We start from the raw sequence: 22,814 nt of genomic DNA, 5'->3' as shown, positions 1-22,814 counted from the left end.
GGTGTCGACCTTGGTCGACACGGTAGATCCACGCCATGCGTGGATGACGAGTGACCGGGGTCAGATCCGTTTTCCGCAGGAAAACGGATCTGACCCCATTTCCCGAAGAAGACGCTGGCACGGTGCCGGTCTGGCTAGACTGGCCCCATGTCCATCGAACTGCGCCACCTGCGTTACTTCCTTGCCGTCGCCGATACGCTGCACTTCGGCCAGGCGGCGGAGCGGCTGGGCATGTCACAGCCGCCGCTCAGCCAGCAGATCCGCCAGCTGGAAGAACTGACTGGCGCGCGCCTGTTCGTGCGCAGCCATCGCCGCGTGCAGCTGACGCCTGCGGGCGAACTGCTGCAGGAACGTGCACGCGCCATCGTGCAGCAGGTGGAAACGGCCGTGGACGAGGTACAGCGTGCACAGCGTGGTGAGCAGGGTGAACTGCATATCGGTCTGACTCGTGCCACGCCACTGTCACCGCAGATTCCGCGTTCGATCCTGCGCTACCGTCAGCAGTATCCGCAGGTGCGGCTGCAGCTGAGCGAGATGAACACGCTGCAGCAGATCGATGCGCTGCTCGACGGTTCACTGGACGTGGGCATCATCCGCAAGCGCGCGCTGCCGCCGGAACTGGTGGCGCACAGCCTGTTCGTCGACCCGCTGGCGCTGATCGTGCACGCCGACCACCCTGCCCTGCGCAGGCGGTCGAAGCAGGGCGCGCTGTCGCTGCGCGACTTCGCGCAGGAGCCGTTCGTAGCGTTCCGCCGCAGCGCCGGCGCGGGCATCCACGACCACATGATCGCGTTGTGCGCAGCGGCGGGCTTCACGCCGCGCATCGTGCAGGAAGCCGGTGAAGCATCGACCTTGATCAGCCTGGCCGCTGCGGGCCTGGGTGCGGCGATCCTGCCGTCGTCATGCGATCACATACGCGTGGAAGGATCGCGCTTCGTGGCACTGGCCGATGCTGGCGCGCATTCGGAAGTGCAGCTGGCCTGGCACCGCGAACGGGTAACGCCGCTGATCCGCAATTTCGCCACGCTGCTGCGCGGAGCGTTCGCCGAGGGGTAGGCGTGCACTCCACCCGGGTAGTGCCGGCCGCTGGCCGGCAACCCCACAGGGGCCGGCATGCCGGCCAGCGGCCGGCACTACTGTACAGTTTGGTTCACGCCGTCACCGGCTGCGGCGCGCGCTGCTGCAGTGCCCAGACGATGCCACCACCGATCAGAGTCAGCACCGCAGCGAACACGCATACCCCCCGCCAGTCCCAGGCCGCATAGGCCAGGCCACCGACCCCGCCCAGCACGCTGGATCCCAGGTAGTAGGCGAACAGGTACATCGCCGAGGCTTCGGCGCGCATCGTACCGGCGCGGCTGCCAACCCAGCTGCTGGCCACCGAGTGGCCGCCGAAGAAGCCGAACGTGACCAGCGCGATACCCAGTGCCATCGCACTCAGCCACGGCATTGCCAGCAGTGCGATGCCGGCGCCGATCAACGCCAACGAGATCGACAGGATGCGGCCGCGCCCGTAGCGCGTTGCCTGCTGGCCCATCCACGCCGAACTGAAGGTGCCCACCAGATAGACGCTGAAGATCAGGCCGACCACGGTCTGGCTGAGGTGGTACGGTGGCGCCAGCAGGTGGTAGCCCAGGTAGTTGTAGAGGGTGACGAACACGCCCATCAGCACGAACGAGGTGGCGAACAGCCACGGCAGGCCTGGGTCGGCGAACAGCAGGCGCCAGCGCGACGGCAACCGGCGCAGGCCGTCACGACGGGGATGGAAGTGGCGCGACGGCGGCAGCTGCAGCCACAACAGCACGGTACTGGCGATGGCGATGATCGAGACCACGCCGATACCCCAGCGCCAGCCCCAGTGGTCGGCGATGATGCCGGCCAGCAGGCGTCCGCTCATGCCACCGATGGCATTGCCGCCGATGTACAGGCCCATCGCCAGGCCCAGCGCGCGGCTGTCCATTTCCTCGACCAGGTAGGTCATCGCCACCGCCGGCACGCCGCTCAGCGCCAGGCCGAGCAGCGTGCGCAATACCAGCAGCGTGGTCCAGTCATCCACCAGCGCCGAGCTCAGCGACAGCATGGCCGAGGCCAGCAACGCGACGATCATCAACGGGCGGCGGCCGACCGCGTCGGACAGCAACCCGGCCAGCAGCATCGCTACGGCCAGGGTACCGGTGGTCAGCGACAACGACATCGCGCTGCCGGCGGCGGACACGCCGAAGTGACGGCTGAACTCAGGCAGCAGCGGCTGCACCGCGTACAGCAGGCCGAAGGTGGAAAAGCCGGCCAGGAACAGCGCCAGCGCGGTGCGACGAAAGGCCGGTGTGCCCTGCTGGATTCGGGTCTCGGCGCTGGGATCGACAGTGGGAGGGCGGCGTTCGACGGCCGCCGCGGTTTCGCCAGTCATGGGATCGATGGGCCGGTGGGGGCGGCCAAGCGTGGGAGGGAACGGGCCTCAGACTAGGCCCGTCTATCCAGTCGATCCATAACCTGATAGGTCATGATTGATATACGAGAAGTATCAATTCAGCTTACAGGCGCTGCCACTCGAAGCCGTCGCCCCGGCGGTAGTACACCGCCACCGCGCGGCCGTAGAGCTTGTCGGCGTCGACGAAGCCGAAGAAGCGGCCATCGAAGCTGTTGCCGCGGTGGTCACCCAGCACCAGCACCTTGCCAGCCGGCACCACCAGGTCGGCGATGTCCGGACCGCCGCCCATGTCCAGATCAAGGCGGGCACGTCGCTCGCCGAAGGCTTCCACGTCCTGCAGGTCGGCCATCTGCAGCGGCTGCCCGTTGATGCTCAGATGGCCTTCGCGCATCTGCACATGGTCACCGGCCACCGCCGCCACGCGCTTGATCAGGCGGGTGCCGTCGGCCGGTGAGTCGAAGACCGCCACCTCGCCACGCTGCGGGGTGCCGGTCGCCATCAGTTCCGTGTTGGTGAATGGCAGGCGCAGACCGTAGGCGCGCATGTCCACCACCACCCGGTCGCCGGGCTGCAGGGTCGGCTGCATCGAACCACTCGGCACCACGTAATGGTTGGCCAGGGTATCGCGGGCGGCGGCGAGCAGGCCGAGCATCACCAGCAGCGGCAATGCTTCCTTCTTCAGCCAGGCCACGGCGCGTTGGGAAAAGGGGGGACGGGCAACAGCATCCATGACAGGCTCCGGTTGGGTGGTGGCTGCATCAGACCACATCCGGGCGCAAGAGGTTCCCGCGCCGCGCTCCTGTAGAGCCGAGCCCATGCTCGGCTTGTTCTTTGTAGCGTCGAGGTTGCCCGACTGGGGCGCAGAGCAGCCGAGCGTAGGCTCGGCTCTACATGAAGGGTTACGCAGGTTTTACGCCCCGGTCCGGCCGCGGGCATCGCACCTTTACGGGCAGCACGCGCATCGTGTGCCCACCGCGCCACACGGCGCATTCCGCAAGGTGTTGTATGACCCTCCTGGTGATCCGCCACGCCTCTTCGTCGGCACCGCGTCCCCAACTGCCGGCACAGCTGGCCGGCCATCGCGTGCTGTGCAGTGATTGCGCCAGCCTGTCCGAGGTACGCCAGTGCCTGTGCCAGCCGCAGGCGCGCTCGGCCGACTGGGTACTGCTGGATGTCGGTGCCGCCGACGAGGCGCAATGGCAGGCCGAAGGTGGCGCGCTGCAGGCGGCGCTGGAACGGCTGCCGGCGCAGTACATCGAGTTGCAGGCGCCCAGCGAACCTGGTCTGGATGCACGCCTGCGCCTGCAGCACGGCCCCGCCGCCGTGGTGGTCGACCAGCGCAGCCAGCAGGCCGGTTACCCGTTGTCGCTGGCCATTGTCGGCCGCCGCCTGGCGCAGGAGAGCTGAGTCATGTCGATCTTCATCATCCGCGGCCCGGAAGCGGCCGGCGCCCTGATCCGCACCGCGATGCCGCTGCCGGCACCGGTCCTGAAGTCGCTGGTGCATCGCGCGATCGACGCCGGCACCAGCGTGGCGATCCGCGCCTGCGGTTCGGAACAGGAACTACTCGATGCGCTGCGCGTGGCCGACCACAGCCGTGGCGAGGTGACGCTGCTCGATCCGGGTGCGTGTGCCAACAGTCTGCGCCTGCAGCGGCTGCTGCCCTATCTGCACAACGCGTACGTAGAGGTGCATGACGACGGCGCAGTAGCCGAACCGTGCCTGCCGGCCGGTGTCGGCCAGCGCCTGGGCATTGCTGCTGGGTATGGCGCGCAGAGTTATGTGCTGGCGCTGGATATCGCGCTCGACCACCTGGGCCTGGCCGAGCAGGCCAACCGCGTGCACGTGGGGACGTGATCCGCTTGTGTAGAGCCGAGCCCATGCTCGGCTGCGTCTCCAGAAAAAAGCCAGCCGAGCATGGGCTCGGCTCTACACAAAGAAAAACGGCGGGGTTGCCCCCGCCGTTTTCGCTTTCTTATTTCAGCCCGCGGAACTTCAGCAGCGGTTCCACCGACGGGTCCTTGCCGCGGAAATCGCGGTACAGGGTCGACAACTCCACGCTGTTGCCGCGCGAGAGGATCTTGTCGCGGAACTCCTGGCCGTTGGCCGCCGTCAGCCCACCGTGTTCGGTGAACCACTGGTAGGCGTCATGGTCCAGCACTTCGGCCCAGAAGTAGGCGTAGTAACCGGCCGAGTAACCACCACCCCAGATATGGTCGAAGTAGGTGGTGCGGTAGCGCGGCGGTACCTGCGGCAGGTCGACCTTGAACTTCTTCAGCGCGCTGGCTTCAAAGGCGCCGACATCCTGCAGCGGTGCATCGGCCTTCTGCGTGTGCCAGGCCAGGTCGAGCAGCGCGGCCGACAGGTATTCGGTGGTCGCATAGCCCTGGTTGAAGCTGCGCGCCTTGAGAATCTTGTCGACCAGTTCCTGCGGCATCGCCTCGCCGGTCTTGTAGTGCTTGGCGTAGTTGGCGAACACCTTCGGGTCCAGTGCCCAGTGCTCGTTGAACTGCGACGGGAACTCGACGAAGTCACGCGAGGTGGCGGTGCCGGCGATCGACGGGTACTTCACGTTCGAGAACATGCCGTGCAGCGCATGGCCGAACTCATGGAACATGGTGGTGACGTCGTCGAAGCTGATCAGCGCCGGCTGGCCGGCGGCCGGCTTGGTGAAGTTGCAGACGTTGTAGACCACCGGCTTGGCACCGGTCAGGCCGTCCTGCTCGACGAACACGTCCATCCAGGCGCCGCCGGACTTGCTGTCACGCTTGAAGTAGTCGGTGTAGAACAGGGCCAGCGAGGTGCCGTCCTTGTCGAACACTTCGTACACCTTCATGTCCGGGTTGTAGGTCGGAATGTCGGTGCGCGGCTTGAAGGTGATGCCGTACAGCTGGGTGGCGGCGTAGAAGACGCCGTTCTGCAGCACGTTGTCCAGTTCGAAGTACGGCTTGATCTGCGACTCGTCCAGATCGTACTTGGCCTTGCGCACCTGCTCGGCATAGAAGTCCCAGTCCGAAGCGGCGACCTGGAATCCGCCCTTCTGCGCGTCGATGACCTTCTGGATCTCACCGGCCTCGGCGCGCGCCTTGGCGGTGGCGGCCGGCACGGTGTCGGTCAGCAGCTTGAGCGCGGCCGCCGGAGTCTTGGCCATCTGGTCGCCCAGCTGGTAGTCGGCGAAGGTGTCAAAGCCGAGCAGCTTGGCCTTCTGCGCACGCAGCTGGGCCAGGCGCTGCACGGTCTGCCGGGTGTCGTTGGCATCACCGCGCTCGGCGCGGGTTTCAGAGGCCTTCAGCACGGCGGCACGCTGGTCGCGATCGCTCAGCGAGCCGAGCACCGGCTGCTGGGTGGTGTTCTGCAGCGGCAGCAGGAATTTGCCATCCAGCTTGCGGTCCTTGGCGGCGGCCGCAGCGTTGTTGATCGCGCCCTCGTCCAGGCCGGCCAGCTTGGCCTTGTCGTCAACGACAACAGCCGCAGCGGCGGTCGCGGCCACCAGGCGGGTGTGGAACTGGGTGGAGAGCGTGGTCTCTTCCACGTTGAGCTTGCGCAGGGTCGCCTTGTCAGCGTCGGACAGCTGCGCACCGGCGCGCACCAGGCCATCGTAATAGTGTTCGACCAGGCGCTTCTGCACCGGATCCAGCTCCAGCGTGTCACGCTGGTCGTACAGCGACTTCACGCGCGCGAACAGCTTCGGATCGAGGTTGATCTCATCCTGGTGCGCGGCCAGCTTCGGCGCCACTTCTTCCTGGATCTTCTGGCGCGCATCGTTGGTGTCGGCCTGGACCAGGCCGAAGAAGATGCGCGACACGCGGGTCAGGGTCTCGCCGCTGCGCTCCATCGCCACGATGGTGTTGTCGAAGGTGGCCGGCTCGCTGCTGTCGGCGATCTTGCGCACGTCGGCCAGGTGCTGGCGCATGCCTTCTTCGAACGCCGGCAGGTAGTCGCTGTCCTTGATCTTGTCGAACGGCGGGGCCTGGAACGGCAGCGTGCTGGCACTCAGCAGCGGATTGGTGGAGGCTTCGGCCGGCTGCTGGGCCGGGGTCTTCTGGGCATCGGACACGGGGGTGGACTCCTTGCCGGAACAGGCCGCCAGCGCCAGGCTGATGGCGGCGGCCAGGACTACGGTACGCGACATGTAAAAACGCTCCTTGGGCAGACGGTATGGATACCAGTCCTCCACCCTACTCCTGTCGCGCTCGCCCGGCATGTGCCGGACGTGGCGTCTATGCGGCGCCCTGCGGCCGGCTCAGACCGTGCCGCGGGTCTTGCCGATCCAGGGCCGGTAGAACTCGCGGATGGCAGCCATGTCGGCCACATCGTCGCCGCTCGGGGTGAACAACGGACCGATGCCGATGGTCTTTTCCGGATAGTGGAAATACGCAGTCAGGATCGGCACGTCGGCCATCCGGGCGATCTTCAGGAAGCCGGCCTTCCAGTCCTTCACCGCCTTGCGGGTGCCCTCGGGGGTGATGGCGAACCACATCTTCTCGTTGTTGCGCAGCAGGTCCACCGCCTGGCCCACCGTGCCCTGTGGCGAGCTGCGATCGAGCGGAATCACGCCCAGCCGGTGCAGCAACGGGCCCAGCGGCCACCAGAACAGCGACGCCTTGCCCAGCACCTTCACCTTCATGCCGAGCGCGATCTTCGCCGCCATGCCCCACAGCCCGTCCCAGTTGGACGAATGCGGGGCGATGATGAAGACCAGCCTGGGGATGTCAGGCAGGGTGCCGGTCACCTTCCAGCCCCCCATGCGCAGGGTGCAGCGCGCCAGCCAGCGCAGGAAGGCGTTGGGTTTGACCTGCGGCATCTGCGGCGGGACGGCCGGCAGCAACGAAGTCGGGTTGTTCAAGCAATCACTCCCAGTCACGTGATGAGCGCCCGCGCTTGATCTGCGCGCGCCCGCGTTTGGCGTCCAGACGACGCAGTTTCGACCCGAGGGTCGGCTTGGTGGCCTTGCGCGGTTTGGGCACGCTCAGCCCGGCCTGGATGAAGGCCGCCAGCCGCTCGCGCGCATCCTCGCGATTGCGATCCTGGGTGCGGAAACGTTGCGCGTCGATGACCAGCACGCCTTCGCCGGTCATGCGCCGGTCACGCCGCGCCAACAGCCGCGCGCGCAACGGTTCGGGCAACGAGGGCGAGTTGGCCACGTCGAAACGCAGTTCCACCGCAGTGGACACCTTGTTGACGTTCTGGCCGCCGGCGCCACTGGCGCGCACGAACCGCTCGACGATCTCGCCGTCGGGGATTTCAAGCTGCGCGCTGATGGTGACCGGTCCACTGCCCATCCGCGCATTGTAGCGGCAGGCACGTGGTGGAGTGCGCCATCGCGCCCCGTATGCCGCCGATCAGGCGCCGAACACGCCGCCTTCGCCTGGGCTGCAGGTATGCTGGCGGTCCCACGTACCGCAGGAAGCCCGCATGACCCGCTTCGCACCCGCCCTGCCGTCCCTGCTGCGCCGCGCCGCCCTGCTGCTGGCACTGGCCACGGCCAGCGTCCCGGCACTGGCCGCCCCGCCGACCGACGGCGACATCAACCGCCTGCTGTCGGCCTCGCGCGCGCAGAGCATGATCGACACCATGGTGCCGCAGATCGAAGCCATGCAGCAGCAGCAGTTCCAGCAGGTGGCCGCGCAGCGCCAGCTCACCGCCCAGCAGCAGGAACAGCTGAAGCGGATCCAGGCGCGGACCAGCCAGACCCTGCGCCAGGCCATGTCGTGGCAGCAGCTGCGGCCGATGTACGTGGACCTGTACAAGAAGACGTTCAGCAAGGAAGACGTGCTGGCGATGGCCGAGTTCTACGAGAGCGCGGCAGGCCAGAGCCTGCTGGACAAGACCCCGGCACTGATGCAGAACGTGATGGTGGCCATCCAGGCGCGCATGCAGCCGCTGTTTGCGGACCTGCAGAAAGACCTGGAAGCGATCGTCAACGAGCCGGAAAAGAAACGAGAATGAGGTAGTGCCGGCCGCTGGCCGGCTCCCCAGTACACCTGGAATCACGCAGCTGCCGGCCAGCGGCCGGCACTACCGTCAAACTGCGTCCACCTGCCAGCCGAACAGGTCCAGTGCCTTCTGGAACTGGCGGTCCAGCGGCGCACTGACATCCACGTTGCCGCCCTCCGGATGCGGAAAACGCAGGCGCTCGGCGTGCAGCAGCATGCGGTGCACGCCCTGCATGCGGAAGATGCGGTTATGGCGCCCATCGCCGTGGCTGGTATCGCCGATCATGTGATGCGAGAGGTGCTTGAGGTGACGGCGGATCTGCCGGAAGCGCCCGGTCTGCGGCTGGCAGCGCAGCAGCGCGTAGCGCGAGCTGCTGAATTCGCCCACCGGCACCGACAGCTCGCCAGTGGCCAGGCGCTGGAAATCGGTGATCGCCGGCTTCTTCACCGGCTTGCCCGGCCCGCCATCCAAATCATGGTCCACCCGCCAGGACAGCTCGGCCGGCCAGCCTCGGCAGACCGTCAGGTAGTCCTTGGCCACTTCGCCACCCATCAGTGCCTTGCCCAGCGAACTGGCGGTTTCGCGGCCGAAGGCCAGCAGCAGGCAGCCACTGGTGGCCCGGTCCAGGCGGTGCACGAGGAAGATCGGCCGCCCCAGCTGCTCACGCAGGCGGTCGGCCAGGAAATCATCTTCGCCACGGGCCAGCTTGCTGTCGTGGACCATCAGCCCGGCAGGCTTGTTGACCACGGCCAGGCGCTCATCCAGGTGCAGCAGCTGCAGGGGCGCGGTTTCAGTCTCGACCGCGGCGAGGGTGTCAGGTTCGGTACTCACCGCGGGATTATACGGGCGCCCTGATCGGGGTCAGATCCCTTTTCCTGCGGAAAAGGGATCTGACCCCGGGTGTGTGGCGCGGCGGTCAGCCGTTGCGCACGGCCAGCAGTTCGCCGTTGCCCACCGGCACCAGGCTGGTGCTGAAGTCCGGATCGGCATCCAGCAGCAGGCACAAGGGTTTCATCTCTTCCGCGTGCGACGCGGCGTTGTCCACCACCAGCAGGCCCCCTGGCCGCAGCACGCGGCGCACCTGCGGCCACCAGCCGGCGTACTGCCCGCGGTCCGAATCGAGGAACAGCAGGTCGATGCAGCCTTCGCCGGCCTCTGCCAACCACTGCCCGGCATCGCCATGCACCAGCGTGATGTGCGCGGCCAAGCCGCTGCGCGCGAACGTGGATCGCGCCATCGCCACCTTGTCCTCGGCGACTTCCAGCGTGGTCACGTGGCCGTCGATGGCGGCGGCGGCTTCGGCCAGCCACAGCGTGGAGTAGCCATTGGAGGTGCCGATTTCCAGTACACGGCGTGCGGTGCCGAAACGCACCAGCACCGACAGGAATTCACCGGTATCCGGCGTGATGTTGAGCATGCGCCGAGCGCGCTCGGTTTCATGCGCGTCGTTTTCAGCACCGAAGTGCATCAGTTCGTTCTTCAGCGTCTGCAGCACCGGGTCTATCTCCACCACGCGCGCGCCAGCGCCAGCGCGCCGACGGCACCGGACACCCAGCTCCACATCGGCAGGTCGCCCCAGTACCAGCCCGGCGGCTGCAGCACGTACATCAGCGCGGCGATGGCCAGCAGGCCGACGCCGGTGATCGCGCCGACCGCGCGCTTCTGCAGGCGCTGCACGCTGGCATCCAGCGCAACCAGATCGCGCGAGCGCATCGCCAGCTCGTGGCGCCCCTCCACCTGCTGGGTCAGCCAGGCGTGTACGAGGCGCGGCATGTCCGGTGCGTGGGTCATGATTTCCGGCAACCGCTTGCCGATCTCGCGCACGACCCGGCGTGGGCTGTAGCGCTCGCGCAGGATCTTCGCCAGCACCGGCTTGGCCACCGCCCAGATATCGATCTGCGGATCCAGCTGGCGGCCGACACCTTCGATGTTCAGCAGGGTCTTCTGCAGCAGGATCAGCTGCGGCTGCAGGGTCAGCTGGTAGCGCTGCGCCACGCGGAACAGCTTCATCAGCACTTCGGCCAGCGAGATCTGCGACAGCGGACGGGTGAAGTACGGCTCGCACACCGAACGCACGGCCGCTTCCAGATCATCGATGCGCACGTTGTCCGGCATCCAGCGCGCCTGCACATGCAGTTCGGCGATGCGGCGGTAGTCGCGGTTGAAGATGGCCATGAAGTTCTCGGCCAGGTAGTACTGATCCTCCTGCGACAGCTGGCCCATGATGCCGAAGTCCAGCGCGATGAATCGCGGGTTGGCGCGGCGGGCCGGATCGGTGTCGACCCAGATGTTGCCGGCGTGCGCATCGGCATGGAAGAAGTTGTCGCGGAACACCTGGGTGTAGAAGACCCGCACGCCCTTGGCGGCCAGTGCTTTGCGGTCGATGCCCGCCTTGTCGAGCGCAGCGATGTCGTCGGACGGGATGCCCCACACGCGCTCCAGGGTCAGCGCGCGCTCGGCGGTATGGCTCCAGATCACTTCCGGCACGTACAGGTCGTCGCTGTTCTCCCAGAAGCGGCGCAGCACGCTGGCATTGGCGCCTTCGCGCTGCAGGTCCAGCTCGGCGGCCAGGGTGTTCTCGACTTCGGCCACCACTTCGCGAGGTCGGATCTTGTCGGCACGCGGATGGGTACGCTCGACCAGCGCGGCCAGCGAGTTGAGCAGGGCGATGTCGGCATCGATCTGCTTCTCGATGCCCGGGCGCAGCACCTTGACCACCACCTGGCGGCCATCGGCCAGCGTGGCCGCATGCACCTGCGCGATCGAAGCCGAGGCCAGTGGTTCGGTATCGAAGCTGGCGAACGCCTCGCTGACCGGCAAGCCAAGCGCTTCCTCGACAATGCGACGCGCGGTGTCACCGTCGAACGGCTTGACCCGGTCCTGCAGCAGGGTCAGTTCGTTGGCCACGTCCGGCGGCACCAGGTCGCGGCGGGTGGACAGGATCTGGCCGAACTTGACGAAGATCGGGCCGAGGTCCTGCAGCGCCAGGCGCAGGCGCGCACCGCGCGACTGTGCGGCGATGTCGGCCGAGGCACGCGGCACGAACGGCTTGGCCAGGCGCAGCCAACGCTCGGCCGGCGTGCCCTGCAGCAGGTCGTCAAGGCGGTAACGCAGGATCACCCGGCCGATGCGGCTCGCCCGCAGCACGGCCTTCATGCGGCACCCCGCAGGCGCTGCACCCGCGCGCCAAGACGCTCGACGTCATCGCGCAGCACGTCCACATCATCGTGGAAGGCATCCAGTTCGGCGCGCGGCACCACGTCGCGCGATTCCTCGGTGATGAATTCGGCGGCGCTGTGGGCCAGGTCGATCGCGCCCTGGCGCGCGTGCTGCAGGGCGCTGCGCAGGGTGTTGGCGACCTGCACGCCCAGTACCTCGCCAAACACGCTGACGAACGGCTGCTGCCAGTCCGGGTCGAAGCCCTTGGCCAGCTGCTGCAGGCGCCGCGCCAGTTCGGCGTCACCGGCCACGCGTACACGGCCCTTGTTGTTGGACTCGCCGCGCCGTGCGTTGGCCAGCAGCGGCAGCTGCGCCAGCACGCCGGCCAGGCTGCTGCGCACGGCCAGGTCGGCTTCCTGCGCATCCACCGGGCCGACCCGCAGCTGGTCGCCGTCGACGCTGATGCGCATCGCCAGCGACGGCGCTTCCAGGGTCAGGTCGATGTGCCGGCCATCGAGGCTGGCCAGGGCATGGCGGGTATCCGGATCCAGCGCCAGCGCGCGGTTCAGGGCGATCTGCAGGGCGCGGCCAGCGACCGGCTTGAGGGACTTGAGCAGGGAAAGAGCCATGGGCGCATTCTACCTGCGTGGGTGGGGGGCTTGGGCCGGGCTGCCGCCCGGCACCCGCAGATGCAACAGCCAGGGCAACATCAAAAGCTGGCTATCCGTGGGATGGCGGGGTGGGTCCGGTTGCGGGGGACGCTGCAAGTACGTCCATGTAAGCTCGGTCGCGCCATCCATGGCGCTCACGCCCCCGCAACCGGACCCACCCCGCCTTCGACAGCTTGCTGCGATCTGTCGGGACGGCGTTCTGTGTTGCTGTTGGTGGGTGTCGACCTTGGTCGACACGGCAGATCCACGCCATGCGTGGATGGATATCCGGTTCATCTGTGCCTCACGCGGAGGGCTGATGAAGGTTCATGCTATGAGGCCACGCAACGCACAGGACATCGCATTCCCCATGGCACGGACCCGGGTCGGCATCATCTTCGGGGGCAAGTCTTCCGAGCACGAAGTTTCACTGCAGTCGGCGAAGAACATCCTCGATGCGCTCGATCGCGAGCGCTTCGAGCCGGTGCTGGTCGGCATCGACAAGCAGGGGCAGTGGCACCTGAGCCAGCCGGAGACGTTCCTGATCAATGCCGAAGATCCCTCGCGCATCGCGCTGCATCGCTCCGGCACGTCGCTGGTGGTGCGCCCGGGCGCCGAGCAGGGGCAGCTGCAGCCGTGCGATGCGGCCTACGCGCTCGGCCAGGTCGATGTGGTGCTGCCGATCGTGCACGGGCCGCTGGGCGAGGACGGCGCGCTGCAGGGCCTGCTGCGCATGGCCAACCTGCCCTTCGTCGGTTCGCCGGTACTGGGCTCGGCAGCGGCGATGGACAAGGACGTGACCAAGCGCCTGCTGCGCGACGCCGGGCTGCAGGTGGCGCCGTGGCTGTGCATCCGCCGCCACCAGGTGGCGGAAGTGGATGTCGATGCGGTGATCGCCCGGCTTGGCCTGCCGCTGTTCGTGAAGCCGGCCAACCAAGGCTCATCGGTAGGCGTGAGCAAGGTCAAGGATGCGGCGGGCTTTGCCGGAGCGCTGGCATTGGCGCTGCGCTACGACCACAAAGTGCTGGTGGAATCGGCGGTGATCGGCCGCGAGATCGAGTGCGCGGTGCTGGGCAACGAACATCCGCAGGCCAGCCTGTGCGGTGAAGTGGTGGTGCACGACGAGTTCTACGCCTACGACACCAAGTACATCAACGCCGATGGTGCCGAAGTGGTGGTACCCGCGGATATCGATGCTGCAACCCAGGCGCGGATCCAGCAGATCGCGCTGCGGGCCTACCAGGCGCTGGAGTGTGCCGGCATGGCGCGCGTGGATGTGTTCCTCACCGCGGGCGGCGACATCACCATCAACGAGGTCAACACGCTGCCGGGCTTCACCCGCATCAGCATGTACCCGAAGCTGTGGGGTGCCAGCGGCGTGGACTACACCACGCTGATCGCCCGCCTGATCGAGCTGGCGCTGGAGCGCCATGAAGCCGATCGCGAACTGCAGAGCGCTGTATAGCGTTGTTATCGCCCGCAGAGTCGAGCATGGCTCGACTCTGCGGAAAGCGATACCTGCCAGCGGCCGGCACTACCAGCTAGCCTCGCTTGCGGAACATCGAGATCACCGCAAGGATCAGGAACACCACGAACAGGATCCAGGCGATGTTCGTTGCGGCGCCGGCAATTCCGGAGAAACCCAGAACGGCGGCGATGATGGCGATGACAAAGAAGATGATGGCATAGTGCAGCATGGCGCTCCTCGCGGGTGGTCGAGCCTTGGATGGCGTGGGTCCATCCTCCCGATCCTGCGGTGTGCAACCAGTGATGGCGATCTATGCAGCAGATGAAGCCTTCAGCCTGCGCAGCCCTTCTTCGATGCTGACCTGCGGCACGTAGCCGAAGTCACGGCGCGCCGGTTCCATGCTGTACCAGTGCGGCGTGCACAGCTGCTCGGCCAGGAAGCGGGTCAGCGGCGGCTCGCCGCGCAGGCGCAGCAGCGGCCACAGCCGCTCGCAGACGGCGCCGATGCGGTAGGCGGTCTTGAAGCTGATCGCCTTGTCCACGGATGGCGCACCCACCGCAGCCAACAGCTTGTTCACCAGCTCGCGCATCGGCAACGGCTCGCCGTTGGAGATGAAGTAGGCCTTGCCCGCACACGCAGCGCCCGGTGCCAGGGCGTCAAAGGCGAGGAAGTGCGCCAGCGCGGCGTTGTCGATGTAGGTGGTATCGACCTTGTTGTTGCCATCGCCGACCAGGCGCAGGCGTCCCTGCCGCGCACGCTCGGCGAGCCTGGGCACCAGCTGCTGGTCACCGGGGCCCCAGATCAGCCGCGGGCGCAGTGCCACCGTCGCCAGCGACGCATCGTTGGCGGCCAGCACGCGCTGTTCGGCGATTGCCTTGGTGGCCGCATACGGCGCCTGGAAATCTTCGCCGTACGGCACCTCGTCAGCCCCGAGGCCTTCCACCGGGTGCGTGGCACGATGGGTCACGCTGGGCGTGGAGGTGTAGACCAGCCGGTTGATGCCATGCACGCGGCAGGCCGCGAGGACGTTGTCGGTGCCGACCACGTTGGCCTGGTGGTAGCTGTCATAGCTGCCCCATGCGCCGGCCTTGGCGCCGTTGTGGAACACCGCATCGACGCCGGCCACCGCATGCAGCACCGCCTGCGCATCGGCCAGATCACCGCGGATCTGGCCCACGCCCATCGCCTGCAGTTCCGGGTAATGACTGCGGTTGAACGCCAGCACCTGGTGGCCACGCTCGACCAGCCCGCGGCACAGCGCCTGCCCAAGGAAACCACCGCCACCGGTGACCAGGATCTTCATGCGCGCTTCTCCAGTTCGGCGCTGGCCCAGACGGCGAGCTTTTCGCGGCCGATCTTGGCGTTGTGACGGATATCGACGGGGAACGCCGGATGCACCAGGAAGTGCTGCAGGCCGGCCTCTGGCAGGCGGGCGGCCGCGTGCGCACGCAGCGCTTCCTGCAGCGCCGGGCTGTCGGACCGGCCGCGCTGCAGTTCCACGCACAGCACCGGCACCTGCGCGCCGGCGGCGCCGACGCCGACCAGTGCCGTGCGCGCCACGCCGGCCACGGTGTTGAACACCGGCTCGACCTGCTCGGTGTACAGCGGCCCGTGCGCGGTTTCCACGCGCTGGGTCTTGCGCCCGCAGAACCACAGGCGGCCCTGCACATCGAAATAACCGACGTCGCCCATGCGATGCACCACGCGGGTGCTGCCATCGGCCAGCGTCTCGCGGATCTTCGCCGCCGCAGTGGCCTGCGGGCGGTTGAAGTAGCTGTCGGTGGCGGTCGGCCCGGCCACGGTGATTTCCCCCACTTCCCCCACCCCCAGCACCCGCGCCTGTGACCAGTCCGGCAGCGGTGCGTCGTCGATGGCGATGATGCGCACCTCGTTGGGGGCCACCACGTTGCCCACGCAGGTGCCGGCACCGGCCTCGGTCGCCGCACGGGTGCGCTCCAGTTCGCGGCCTTCGACCACCGCCACCGGCAGGCACTCGGTGGCGCCATAGGGGGTCCAGAACTGCGCATCGGCCGGCAGCAGGCTGCGGATGGTGGCGACCACGTCCGGCGGCACCGGTGCCCCGGCCGAGGTCACCCGGGTCACCGTCGGCAGTGGCCGCCCGTACCGGGCCAGCACCCGCATCAGCGCTGGCGAGCCGAACAGCTGGGTCACGCCGAAGCGCTGGATGGCATCGTGCAGGCGTCCCGGGTCGGCCTGCGCCGGCCGCGTCGGGTCCATGTCCGGGATCACCGAAGTCAGGCCCAACGCCGGATCGAACAGCGCGAACGGTGGGAAGGTCGGCAGGTCCACCCCACCCGCTTCCATGCCGAAGGCACTGCCCAGCAACTGGATCTGGCCGACGAAGTGGCGGTGGCGGTAGACGACGCCCTTGGGCACGCCGGTGGAGCCGCTGGTGAACAGGATCGCCGCCATGTCCTCGCCATCGGTGTCGGCCAGCATCGGCCCAGCGCTGGCGCCAGCGCGCTCCAGCGCGGCCAGCGTGGTGCCGCCCCAGCCGAGGCGGCGGCCGACCGTCACCAGCCGGGTGGCCGACGGCGCCCAGCGCAGCACCAGCCGCGCCACATGCGCCAGCGGAATGCCGATGAAGGCCTGCGGCTGCGCCTCGTCCAGGCACTGCTTCAGCGCGCGCCGGTCGATGCCCGGATCGACCAGCACCGGCACTGCGCCCAGCTTGAACAGCGCGAACATCAGCAGGAAGAACTCCGGAGAAGGCCGCACCATCACCACCGTGCGCACGCCACGGCCGATCCCGTAGCCGGCCAGGCCGGCGGCCATGGCATCACTGCGGGCGTCCAGCTGACGGTAATCGAGGGTGACATCGTAGGCGGCCATGCCGTTGCCGGCGCCGCGGCGGCCGGGGCAGCGGATGGCGATCTGGTCGGGGCGTTCACGCGCCAGTTCAGGCAGCCGTGCGGCGATATTGCAGGGTCGGTTCATCCGTTCATTGTCGCCGCTTACGGAATTTCTTGCGCGGCGGCCCACTTCGTGGAAAATCCGCTCCCTCGTTCCTGATTCCGACTGCCGCCCGAGGCGGCTTGCCCATGCAACATCCCTGCATGACCTGCGGCGCCTGCTGCACCCAGTACCGCGTGGCCTTCCACTGGATGGAATCGGACGAGGTCACCCCCGGCGGCGTGCCGCATCAGCTCACCGAGGTGCTGGATCCGCACCGCCTGTGCATGCGCGGCACCCATTCCAAGCCGGTGCGCTGCGTCGCGCTGGATGCGCAGATCGGCGTGTATTCACGCTGCACCATCCACCCCAACCGGCCCAGCGTGTGCCGTGAGGTGGATGCATCGTGGGAATACGGCAAGGCCAGCCCGCAGTGCGACAAGGCGCGCATTGCCTATGGCCTGGATCCGCTGACGCCGGCCGACTGGCGCTGGCGCGATGACGCCGACAATGACGACGATCACCCGGACGACAACGGCAACAGCCCGTCCTCGCCGCCGCAGGCACCGGTCGCCGCGTAATCCGGTGTGGGGGGCCCCCCGCGGGGGGCCCCCCCCCCCCCCCCCCGGGGGGGGCGGGGGCCGTTCTGGCCCCGGCCCGATGAGGCAGTTTTCGCGGCCGGGCGCCGGGCATGCGATAATCGACCGTTACCCTGACGACGCCGCGCGCCGCCGCCACCTATGTCTTCTGATTCGATGCGGAACATCCGCAACTTCTCCATCATCGCCCATGTCGACCACGGCAAGTCCACGCTGGCCGACCGCATCATCCAGCTCTGTGGTGGCCTGCAGGCCCGCGAGATGGAAGCGCAGGTGCTCGACTCCAATCCCATCGAGCGCGAGCGTGGCATCACGATCAAGGCGCAATCGGTGTCACTGCCGTACCTGGCCAAGGACGGGCAGACCTATCACCTGAACTTCATCGACACCCCCGGCCACGTCGACTTCTCCTATGAAGTCAGCCGCTCGCTGGCCGCCTGCGAAGGCGCGCTGCTGGTGGTCGACGCGGCGCAGGGCGTGGAAGCGCAGTCGGTGGCCAACTGCTATACCGCAGTGGAGCAGGGCCTGGAAGTGGTGCCGGTGATCAACAAGATCGACCTGCCCACCGCCGACATCGAGCGCGCCAAGGCCGAGATCGAGGCCGTGATCGGCATCGACGCCTCCGACGCCGTGCCGGTCAGTGCCAAGACCGGCCTCAACGTGCAGGACGTGCTGGAGGCGATCGTCCATCGCATCCCGCCGCCGGTGCCGCGCGACACCGACAAGCTGCAGGCGCTGATCATCGACTCGTGGTTCGACAACTACCTGGGCGTGGTCTCGCTGGTGCGCGTGATGCAGGGCGAGATCAAGGCCGGTGACAAGCTGCAGGTGATGTCGACCGGCCGCAACCACCAGGTCGACAACGTCGGCGTGTTCACTCCCAAGCGCAAGGTGCTGCCGGCGCTGCGTGCCGGTGAAGTGGGCTGGGTCACCGCCAGCATCAAGGACGTGCATGGTGCGCCGGTCGGCGACACCCTCACCCTGGCCGGCGATCCGGCGCCGAAGCCGCTGCCGGGCTTCCAGGAAATGCAGCCGCGCGTGTTCGCCGGCCTGTTCCCGGTCGATGCCGAGGACTACCCGGACCTGCGCGAAGCGCTGGACAAGCTGCGCCTGAACGATGCCGCGCTGCGTTTTGAGCCGGAAAGCTCCGAAGCGATGGGCTTCGGCTTCCGCTGTGGCTTCCTGGGCATGCTGCACATGGAGATCGTGCAGGAGCGCCTGGAACGCGAATACAACCTGGACCTGATCAGCACCGCGCCGACGGTGGTGTATGAGGTCCTGAAGACCGACGGCTCGGTCATCAACATGGACAACCCGGCCAAGCTGCCGCCGGTGAACCAGGTCGAGGAGATCCGCGAGCCGATCATCCGCGCCAATGTGCTCACTCCCGAGGAATACATCGGCAACATCATCAAGCTGTGCGAAGAAAAGCGCGGCAGCCAGATCGGCATCAACTACCTGGGCAGCCAGGTGCAGATCAGCTACGAGCTGCCGATGGCCGAGGTGGTGCTGGACTTCTTCGACAAGCTCAAGTCGGTCAGCCGTGGCTATGCCTCGCTGGACTACCACTTCGTGCGCTTCGACGCCGGCCCGTTCGTGCGCGTCGACGTGCTGATCAACGGTGACAAGGTCGACGCACTGTCGCTGATCGTGCACCGCAGCCACGCCGACCGCCGTGGCCGCGAGCTGTGCGAGAAGATGAAGGACCTGATCCCCCGGCAGATGTTCGACGTGGCCATCCAGGCCGCCGTCGGCTCGCAGATCATCGCCCGCACCACGGTCAAGGCGATGCGCAAGAACGTGCTGGCCAAGTGCTATGGTGGCGACGTCTCGCGCAAGAAGAAGCTTCTGGAAAAGCAGAAGGAAGGCAAGAAGCGCATGAAGCAGGTCGGCCGCGTGGAGATCCCGCAGGAAGCGTTCCTGGCCGTGCTGCAGATGGACAACAAGTAAGCCCGCACCGGCCTCGCGGGGCCGGTCGTCTGGTGACGTTGCAAAGGACCCTGAATGAAACTGTTTGAGATCCTCCTGGTCGTGCTGACCCTGGCCTCGGGCCTGATCCTGCTCGCCGACAAGCTGTACCTCGCCAAGCGCCGCGCCCAGCGCGCGGGCCTGCTCGACACCGAGCCGGTGCTGGTGGACTACTCGCGTGCATTCTTCCCGGTGCTGGCGATCGTGCTGATCGTGCGCAGTTTCATCGCCGAGCCGTACAAGATCCCGTCCAGCTCGATGATGCCGAACCTGCTGATCGGCGATTTCATCCTGGTCAACAAATTTTCCTACGGCCTGCGCCTGCCGATCAGCAACACCAAGATCGTCCCCTTCGGCGAGCCGTCGCGCGGCGACGTGGTGGTGTTCCACTTCCCCGGCCACAGCGACAACGACCCGGCCAAGGGCGAGAACTTCATCAAGCGCGTGATCGGCGTGCCGGGTGACACCGTGGTCTTCGAAGGCGACGGCGTGATCCTCAATGGCGAACCGCTGAAGTACGACAACAAGGGCATCTATGCCGGCCACAAGGGCCAGGGCGAGGGCGCCAACCTGCTGGTCGAGCACCTGCCGGGCCGTACCCATACCGTGCTGGAGACCGACTATCCGCGTGGCCAGGGCCAGTGGACCGTACCGGCCGGCAAGTACCTGGTGATGGGCGACAATCGTGACAACAGCGACGATGGCCGCTTCTGGGGCCTGCTGCCGGAAGAAAACCTGCGCGGCAAGGCCTTCCTGATCTGGCTGAACTGCCAGGGCTGGTTCTGCAAGGATGGCTTCGAGCCGTCGCGGATCGGCTCGAGCATCAACTGAGTACCTTCACATCCAACGCGTATCTGGGGAGAACGCAATGAAGACGATGAACACGCAGCGTGGCATGACCCTGACCTCGTTCCTGGCGGTCCTGATCGTGGTGGGTTTCTTCCTTTACATCGGCATGAAGCTGTTCCCGATGTACCAGGAGTATTACGCGGTGCGCTCGGCGATGAAGAGCCTGGCCAAGGAGCCGGGCGTGGGCAGCATGGAGCCGGCCCGGATCCAGGATCTGTTCTTCAAGCGCCTGTACATCAATTACTCGGAAAACGTGAAGCCGGCCAACGTGAAGTTCGACCGTCGCGACAATGGCTGGACCCTCAAGGTCAACTACGAAGTGCGCCGTCCGTTGGTCGGCAACCTGGACGTGGTTGGCAAATTCGATTCATCCCAGGACCTGACTCGAAGCGGTGCCGAATAAACCTTTCCAACGTGGTGACCTGATCGGTCATCCCTTCCGCGACCCGGCGCTGCTGAAGCAGGCGCTGACGCATCGCAGTGCCGGTGCGCCACACAACGAGCGCCTGGAATTCCTGGGCGACAGCATCGTCAACATGATGGCGGCCGAGGCGCTGTACCGACGCTGGCCCAAGGCTGACGAGGGCGCGATGACCCGTGCCCGCGCCGAACTGGTGCGTGAGGGCGCGCTGGCGGTGATTGGACGTAGCCTGGAACTGGGCGAGCGGCTGATCCTGGGCCCGGGCGAAATGAAGTCCGGTGGCCACCGTCGTGATTCGATCCTGGCCGACGCGGTGGAAGCCGTGGTGGCTGCGATCTACCTGGATGCCGGTTTCGAGGCCTGCCGGGCAGTGGTCCTGCCCTGGTTCAGCGCTTCGATCGAGGCACTGCCGGCCTCTGGCCGACCCGAGAAGGACCCCAAGACCCGCCTGCAGGAATGGCTGCAGGCCCGACAGAAGGCGTTGCCGCAGTATGAACTGGTGTCAGAATCCGGTGACGACCACGCCAAGCACTTCCGGGTACGCTGCAACGTAGCCGACCCGGCCGCCAGCACCGAGGGCGAAGGCGCCTCGCGGCGGCTTGCCGAACAACAGGCGGCTGCGGCCGTCCTAGAACAACTGGATTCCAAGTGAGCGAACAAACTCCCCATCATTGCGGCAGCGTGGCCGTCATCGGCCGCCCGAACGTGGGCAAGTCGACCCTGACCAATGCCCTGGTCGGCGCCAAGGTCAGCATCGTCTCCAACCGTCCGCAGACCACGCGTCATCGCCTGCTGGGCATCGCCACCTATCCGGAGGGCCAGCTGGTGCTGGTCGACACCCCCGGCCTGCACAAGGTGCAGAAGCGGGCGATGAATCGGGTGATGAATCGCGCCGCGCGTGGCTCGCTGGAAGGCGTCGATGCCGGCCTGCTGGTGATCGAAGCCGGTCGCTGGGATGAAGAGGACAGCCTGGCGTTCAACGTGCTGCGCGACGCCGGCATCCCGGTGGTGCTGGTGGTCAACAAGATCGATCGCCTGAAGGAAAAGGGCGCGTTGCTGCCGTTCCTGCAGCAGGTGACCGAGGGTCGCGACTTCGCCGCCGTGCATCCGATCTCCGCGCAGAAGCGCAACGGCCTGGAAGCGCTGGTGCGCGACGTGCTGAAGCTGCTGCCGGAAGCCCCGCCGATGTTCGGCGAGGATGAGATCACCGACCGCAGCCAGCGTTTCCTGGCCGGTGAACTGGTGCGCGAGCAGCTGATGCGCCAGCTCGGCGAGGAACTGCCCTACGCCACCACTGTCGAGATCGAACGCTTCACCGAGGACGGCAACCTGCTGCGCATCGGTGCGGTGATCTGGGTCGAGCGTGAAGGCCAGAAGGCCATCGTGATCGGCAAGGGCGGCGCCCGCCTGAAGGAGATCGGCGCCAAGTCCCGCCTGCAGATGGAGCGTCTGTTCGGGGCCAAGGTGTTCCTGGAAACCTGGGTGCGCGTGCGTGAAGGCTGGTCCGACGACGAGGCCGCGCTGAAGGCCTTCGGTTACGAGTAAGGCGTTGTAGTCGCTTCGATGATGATCGAGGACGACACCGGCTTCGTGCTGCACGCACGGGCCTACCGCGAGACCAGCCTGCTGGTCGAAGTGTTGAGCGCGCAGCATGGCCGTATCGGCCTGCTTGCGCGTGGCGTGTCCACTGCCAAGGGCCAGGTGCTGCGCGCCGCCCTGCAGCCGTTGCAGTGGATCCGCTTCAGTGCCCAGCAGCGGGGGGAACTGGCCCAGCTGCGTGGCGCCGAGGCGCTGGATGCGGCGCCTCGCCTGGTCGGGCAGGCGATGCTGGCCGGTTTCTACCTGAGCGAACTGACCCTGCGCCTGGCCCCGCGCCAGGACCCGCTGCCGGAGCTGTACCTCGCCTACGGCGAGGCGCGTGCGCGGCTGGCGGTGGGCGCTGGCCTGGCCTGGACCCTGCGCCGTTTCGAACGCGAGCTGCTGTCTGCGCTGGGCCTGGGTTTCGAGCTGGACAGCGCCAGCGATGGCCAGCCGATCGACCCGGCGGCGCGGTACGAACTGGACCCGCAGGAGGGTGCGCAGCGCCTGTTGAGCGAGCGCGGCGGGGAGCGCCGGGCAGCCGCCACCGGGTCGGCGCTGTTGGCGCTGGCGGCTGACGAAGAGCCGGATGCCGCCGATCTGGCTAGCCTGCGCCTGCCGATGCGGCGGGTGCTGGCCCATCACCTGGGGCCGCGCGGGCTGAAGTCCTGGGAAATGCTCGAGCAGCTGGCGCCCAGGCGTTAAGGGGTGTTCGGCAGGGCTTGCAGCCCTGCACCTGCCGAGGCCAAAGCAACAGCAACAGCAACAGCAACAGCGTGCATTCCGTCGGATGGCGGGGTGGGTCCGGTTGAGGGGGGGCGCTGCAAGTACCCCTCCGGGGCCC

24 protein-coding genes are annotated in these 22,814 nt (G+C 67.2%); 12 read left to right on the top strand and 12 right to left on the bottom strand.

Features of this window, described 5'->3' with window-relative positions; translation table 11 throughout:
- The first annotated feature begins 147 nt into the window (after positions 1–147).
- Positions 148–1,056, top strand: a complete 909-nt coding sequence (locus tag ROV93_RS09205; RefSeq protein ID WP_072167321.1) for a LysR family transcriptional regulator — start codon at positions 148–150, stop codon at positions 1,054–1,056.
- A 94-nt stretch (positions 1,057–1,150) separates the two neighbouring features.
- Here ROV93_RS09205 and ROV93_RS09200 read toward each other — a convergent pair whose 3' ends face one another.
- Complete coding sequence (locus ROV93_RS09200; protein ID WP_072167322.1) at positions 1,151–2,407, bottom strand: MFS transporter; 1,257 nt, start codon at positions 2,405–2,407, stop codon at positions 1,151–1,153.
- Positions 2,408–2,531: 124 nt separating this feature from the next.
- Positions 2,532–3,158: a signal peptidase I gene (gene lepB / locus ROV93_RS09195; protein ID WP_005420745.1), complete on the bottom strand. Its 627-nt coding sequence runs from the start codon at positions 3,156–3,158 to the stop codon at positions 2,532–2,534.
- 275 nt (positions 3,159–3,433) lie between these two features.
- On the opposite strand from lepB (ROV93_RS09195), the gene ROV93_RS09190 reads away from it, so the two are divergent.
- Both ROV93_RS09190 and ROV93_RS09185 read left to right on the top strand, forming a co-directional pair.
- Positions 3,434–3,835, top strand: a complete 402-nt coding sequence (locus ROV93_RS09190; RefSeq protein ID WP_061480257.1) for a hypothetical protein — start codon at positions 3,434–3,436, stop codon at positions 3,833–3,835.
- A gap of 3 nt (positions 3,836–3,838) precedes the next feature.
- Complete coding sequence (locus ROV93_RS09185) at positions 3,839–4,285, top strand: 3-dehydroquinate dehydratase (RefSeq protein ID WP_004153636.1); 447 nt, start codon at positions 3,839–3,841, stop codon at positions 4,283–4,285.
- Between the two features lie 118 nt (positions 4,286–4,403).
- On the opposite strand, the gene dcp is transcribed toward ROV93_RS09185, so the two are convergent.
- The 3 genes from dcp to arfB all read right to left on the bottom strand — a co-directional run bounded on the left by dcp (position 4,404) and on the right by arfB (position 7,710).
- A complete protein-coding gene (dcp, locus tag ROV93_RS09180) occupies positions 4,404–6,560 on the bottom strand; it encodes a peptidyl-dipeptidase Dcp (protein WP_061480256.1) in 2,157 nt (718 codons plus the stop codon).
- A gap of 111 nt (positions 6,561–6,671) precedes the next feature.
- Positions 6,672–7,274 carry a lysophospholipid acyltransferase family protein gene (locus ROV93_RS09175; RefSeq protein ID WP_049413619.1) on the bottom strand — a complete coding sequence of 201 codons (603 nt, stop codon included), beginning with the start codon at positions 7,272–7,274 and terminating at the stop codon, positions 6,672–6,674.
- Positions 7,275–7,278: 4 nt separating this feature from the next.
- The gene (gene arfB, locus ROV93_RS09170; RefSeq protein WP_005420755.1) at positions 7,279–7,710 is read right to left on the bottom strand and encodes an alternative ribosome rescue aminoacyl-tRNA hydrolase ArfB; all 432 of its coding nucleotides are present in this window, start codon (positions 7,708–7,710) and stop codon (positions 7,279–7,281) included.
- 133 nt (positions 7,711–7,843) lie between these two features.
- Here arfB and ROV93_RS09165 point away from each other — a divergent pair, with 133 nt between their 5' ends.
- Positions 7,844–8,377, top strand: coding sequence for a DUF2059 domain-containing protein (locus ROV93_RS09165; RefSeq protein ID WP_005420757.1), 534 nt, complete (start codon positions 7,844–7,846; stop codon positions 8,375–8,377).
- Positions 8,378–8,452: 75 nt separating this feature from the next.
- On the opposite strand, the gene ROV93_RS09160 is transcribed toward ROV93_RS09165, so the two are convergent.
- The 4 genes from ROV93_RS09160 to ROV93_RS09145 form a co-directional block, all read right to left on the bottom strand.
- Positions 8,453–9,196, bottom strand: a complete 744-nt coding sequence (locus ROV93_RS09160; protein WP_180890595.1) for a pseudouridine synthase — start codon at positions 9,194–9,196, stop codon at positions 8,453–8,455.
- An 85-nt stretch (positions 9,197–9,281) separates the two neighbouring features.
- Positions 9,282–9,833: an O-methyltransferase gene (locus ROV93_RS09155; protein WP_072167429.1), complete on the bottom strand. Its 552-nt coding sequence runs from the start codon at positions 9,831–9,833 to the stop codon at positions 9,282–9,284.
- Positions 9,834–9,865: 32 nt separating this feature from the next.
- Entirely contained in the window at positions 9,866–11,521 is a 1,656-nt protein-coding gene (gene ubiB / locus ROV93_RS09150) for a ubiquinone biosynthesis regulatory protein kinase UbiB (protein ID WP_061479344.1), read from the bottom strand.
- Positions 11,518–12,153, bottom strand: coding sequence for an SCP2 sterol-binding domain-containing protein (locus ROV93_RS09145; protein WP_005420772.1), 636 nt, complete (start codon positions 12,151–12,153; stop codon positions 11,518–11,520). The genes ubiB and ROV93_RS09145 overlap by 4 nt, the downstream gene beginning before the upstream one ends.
- Positions 12,154–12,544: 391 nt before the next feature.
- Between ROV93_RS09145 and ddlA the strand changes: the two genes are divergently transcribed.
- The gene (gene ddlA, locus ROV93_RS09140) at positions 12,545–13,639 is read left to right on the top strand and encodes a D-alanine--D-alanine ligase (protein ID WP_072167430.1); all 1,095 of its coding nucleotides are present in this window, start codon (positions 12,545–12,547) and stop codon (positions 13,637–13,639) included.
- A gap of 76 nt (positions 13,640–13,715) precedes the next feature.
- On the opposite strand, the gene ROV93_RS09135 is transcribed toward ddlA, so the two are convergent.
- The 3 genes from ROV93_RS09135 to oleC form a co-directional block, all read right to left on the bottom strand.
- Positions 13,716–13,871, bottom strand: coding sequence for a DUF1328 domain-containing protein (locus ROV93_RS09135; RefSeq protein ID WP_005407633.1), 156 nt, complete (start codon positions 13,869–13,871; stop codon positions 13,716–13,718).
- An 81-nt stretch (positions 13,872–13,952) separates the two neighbouring features.
- Positions 13,953–14,945, bottom strand: a complete 993-nt coding sequence (gene oleD / locus ROV93_RS09130) for a 2-alkyl-3-oxoalkanoate reductase (protein ID WP_072167323.1) — start codon at positions 14,943–14,945, stop codon at positions 13,953–13,955.
- Positions 14,942–16,600: an olefin beta-lactone synthetase gene (gene oleC / locus ROV93_RS09125; RefSeq protein ID WP_072167324.1), complete on the bottom strand. Its 1,659-nt coding sequence runs from the start codon at positions 16,598–16,600 to the stop codon at positions 14,942–14,944. The genes oleD and oleC overlap by 4 nt, the downstream gene beginning before the upstream one ends.
- A 104-nt stretch (positions 16,601–16,704) precedes the next feature.
- Here oleC and ROV93_RS09120 point away from each other — a divergent pair, with 104 nt between their 5' ends.
- From ROV93_RS09120 to recO, 7 genes are all read left to right on the top strand, one after another.
- On the top strand, positions 16,705–17,136 hold the full coding sequence (locus tag ROV93_RS09120) for a YkgJ family cysteine cluster protein (RefSeq protein ID WP_005407630.1): 432 nt from the start codon (positions 16,705–16,707) through the stop codon (positions 17,134–17,136).
- A gap of 174 nt (positions 17,137–17,310) precedes the next feature.
- On the top strand, positions 17,311–19,104 hold the full coding sequence (gene lepA, locus ROV93_RS09115) for a translation elongation factor 4 (protein WP_005418237.1): 1,794 nt from the start codon (positions 17,311–17,313) through the stop codon (positions 19,102–19,104).
- Positions 19,105–19,158: 54 nt separating this feature from the next.
- Positions 19,159–19,953, top strand: coding sequence for a signal peptidase I (gene lepB / locus ROV93_RS09110; RefSeq protein WP_005418234.1), 795 nt, complete (start codon positions 19,159–19,161; stop codon positions 19,951–19,953).
- 37 nt (positions 19,954–19,990) lie between these two features.
- Positions 19,991–20,374 carry a DUF4845 domain-containing protein gene (locus ROV93_RS09105; protein ID WP_014038086.1) on the top strand — a complete coding sequence of 128 codons (384 nt, stop codon included), beginning with the start codon at positions 19,991–19,993 and terminating at the stop codon, positions 20,372–20,374.
- Entirely contained in the window at positions 20,364–21,044 is a 681-nt protein-coding gene (gene rnc, locus ROV93_RS09100) for a ribonuclease III (protein WP_005418230.1), read from the top strand. Before ROV93_RS09105 ends, rnc begins: the two co-directional genes overlap by 11 nt.
- Positions 21,041–21,937 (top strand): GTPase Era, encoded by an 897-nt coding sequence (gene era, locus ROV93_RS09095; protein ID WP_005410599.1) that lies wholly within the window; start codon positions 21,041–21,043, stop codon positions 21,935–21,937. The genes rnc and era overlap by 4 nt, the downstream gene beginning before the upstream one ends.
- An 18-nt stretch (positions 21,938–21,955) precedes the next feature.
- Entirely contained in the window at positions 21,956–22,675 is a 720-nt protein-coding gene (recO, locus tag ROV93_RS09090; RefSeq protein WP_049447075.1) for a DNA repair protein RecO, read from the top strand.
- Positions 22,676–22,814: the final 139 nt, after the last annotated feature.

The organism is Stenotrophomonas maltophilia group sp. msm4, assembly GCF_032025605.1.
Classification (GTDB): domain Bacteria; phylum Pseudomonadota; class Gammaproteobacteria; order Xanthomonadales; family Xanthomonadaceae; genus Stenotrophomonas; species Stenotrophomonas sepilia.
The sequence above is the reverse complement of the archived record's forward strand: the minus strand, read 5'-3'. Positions and strand labels throughout refer to the sequence as shown.

What these genes read in the sequence shown, in the direction of transcription:
- ROV93_RS09135 (WP_005407633.1), bottom strand. Translation starts at nt 13,871, where the DNA reads ATGCTGCACTATGCCATCATCTTCTTTGTCATCGCCATCATCGCCGCC.
- ROV93_RS09185 (WP_004153636.1), top strand. Translation starts at nt 3,839, where the DNA reads ATGTCGATCTTCATCATCCGCGGCCCGGAAGCGGCCGGCGCCCTGATC.
- lepB (WP_005420745.1), bottom strand. Translation starts at nt 3,158, where the DNA reads ATGGATGCTGTTGCCCGTCCCCCCTTTTCCCAACGCGCCGTGGCCTGG.
- ROV93_RS09120 (WP_005407630.1), top strand. Translation starts at nt 16,705, where the DNA reads ATGCAACATCCCTGCATGACCTGCGGCGCCTGCTGCACCCAGTACCGC.
- oleC (WP_072167324.1), bottom strand. Translation starts at nt 16,600, where the DNA reads ATGAACCGACCCTGCAATATCGCCGCACGGCTGCCTGAACTGGCGCGT.
- recO (WP_049447075.1), top strand. Translation starts at nt 21,956, where the DNA reads ATGATGATCGAGGACGACACCGGCTTCGTGCTGCACGCACGGGCCTAC.
- ROV93_RS09200 (WP_072167322.1), bottom strand. Translation starts at nt 2,407, where the DNA reads ATGACTGGCGAAACCGCGGCGGCCGTCGAACGCCGCCCTCCCACTGTC.
- ROV93_RS09165 (WP_005420757.1), top strand. Translation starts at nt 7,844, where the DNA reads ATGACCCGCTTCGCACCCGCCCTGCCGTCCCTGCTGCGCCGCGCCGCC.
- dcp (WP_061480256.1), bottom strand. Translation starts at nt 6,560, where the DNA reads ATGTCGCGTACCGTAGTCCTGGCCGCCGCCATCAGCCTGGCGCTGGCG.
- arfB (WP_005420755.1), bottom strand. Translation starts at nt 7,710, where the DNA reads ATGGGCAGTGGACCGGTCACCATCAGCGCGCAGCTTGAAATCCCCGAC.
- ROV93_RS09205 (WP_072167321.1), top strand. Translation starts at nt 148, where the DNA reads ATGTCCATCGAACTGCGCCACCTGCGTTACTTCCTTGCCGTCGCCGAT.
- ROV93_RS09105 (WP_014038086.1), top strand. Translation starts at nt 19,991, where the DNA reads ATGAAGACGATGAACACGCAGCGTGGCATGACCCTGACCTCGTTCCTG.
- ubiB (WP_061479344.1), bottom strand. Translation starts at nt 11,521, where the DNA reads ATGAAGGCCGTGCTGCGGGCGAGCCGCATCGGCCGGGTGATCCTGCGT.
- ROV93_RS09190 (WP_061480257.1), top strand. Translation starts at nt 3,434, where the DNA reads ATGACCCTCCTGGTGATCCGCCACGCCTCTTCGTCGGCACCGCGTCCC.
- lepB (WP_005418234.1), top strand. Translation starts at nt 19,159, where the DNA reads ATGAAACTGTTTGAGATCCTCCTGGTCGTGCTGACCCTGGCCTCGGGC.
- ddlA (WP_072167430.1), top strand. Translation starts at nt 12,545, where the DNA reads ATGGCACGGACCCGGGTCGGCATCATCTTCGGGGGCAAGTCTTCCGAG.
- oleD (WP_072167323.1), bottom strand. Translation starts at nt 14,945, where the DNA reads ATGAAGATCCTGGTCACCGGTGGCGGTGGTTTCCTTGGGCAGGCGCTG.
- lepA (WP_005418237.1), top strand. Translation starts at nt 17,311, where the DNA reads ATGCGGAACATCCGCAACTTCTCCATCATCGCCCATGTCGACCACGGC.
- ROV93_RS09145 (WP_005420772.1), bottom strand. Translation starts at nt 12,153, where the DNA reads ATGGCTCTTTCCCTGCTCAAGTCCCTCAAGCCGGTCGCTGGCCGCGCC.
- ROV93_RS09155 (WP_072167429.1), bottom strand. Translation starts at nt 9,833, where the DNA reads ATGCACTTCGGTGCTGAAAACGACGCGCATGAAACCGAGCGCGCTCGG.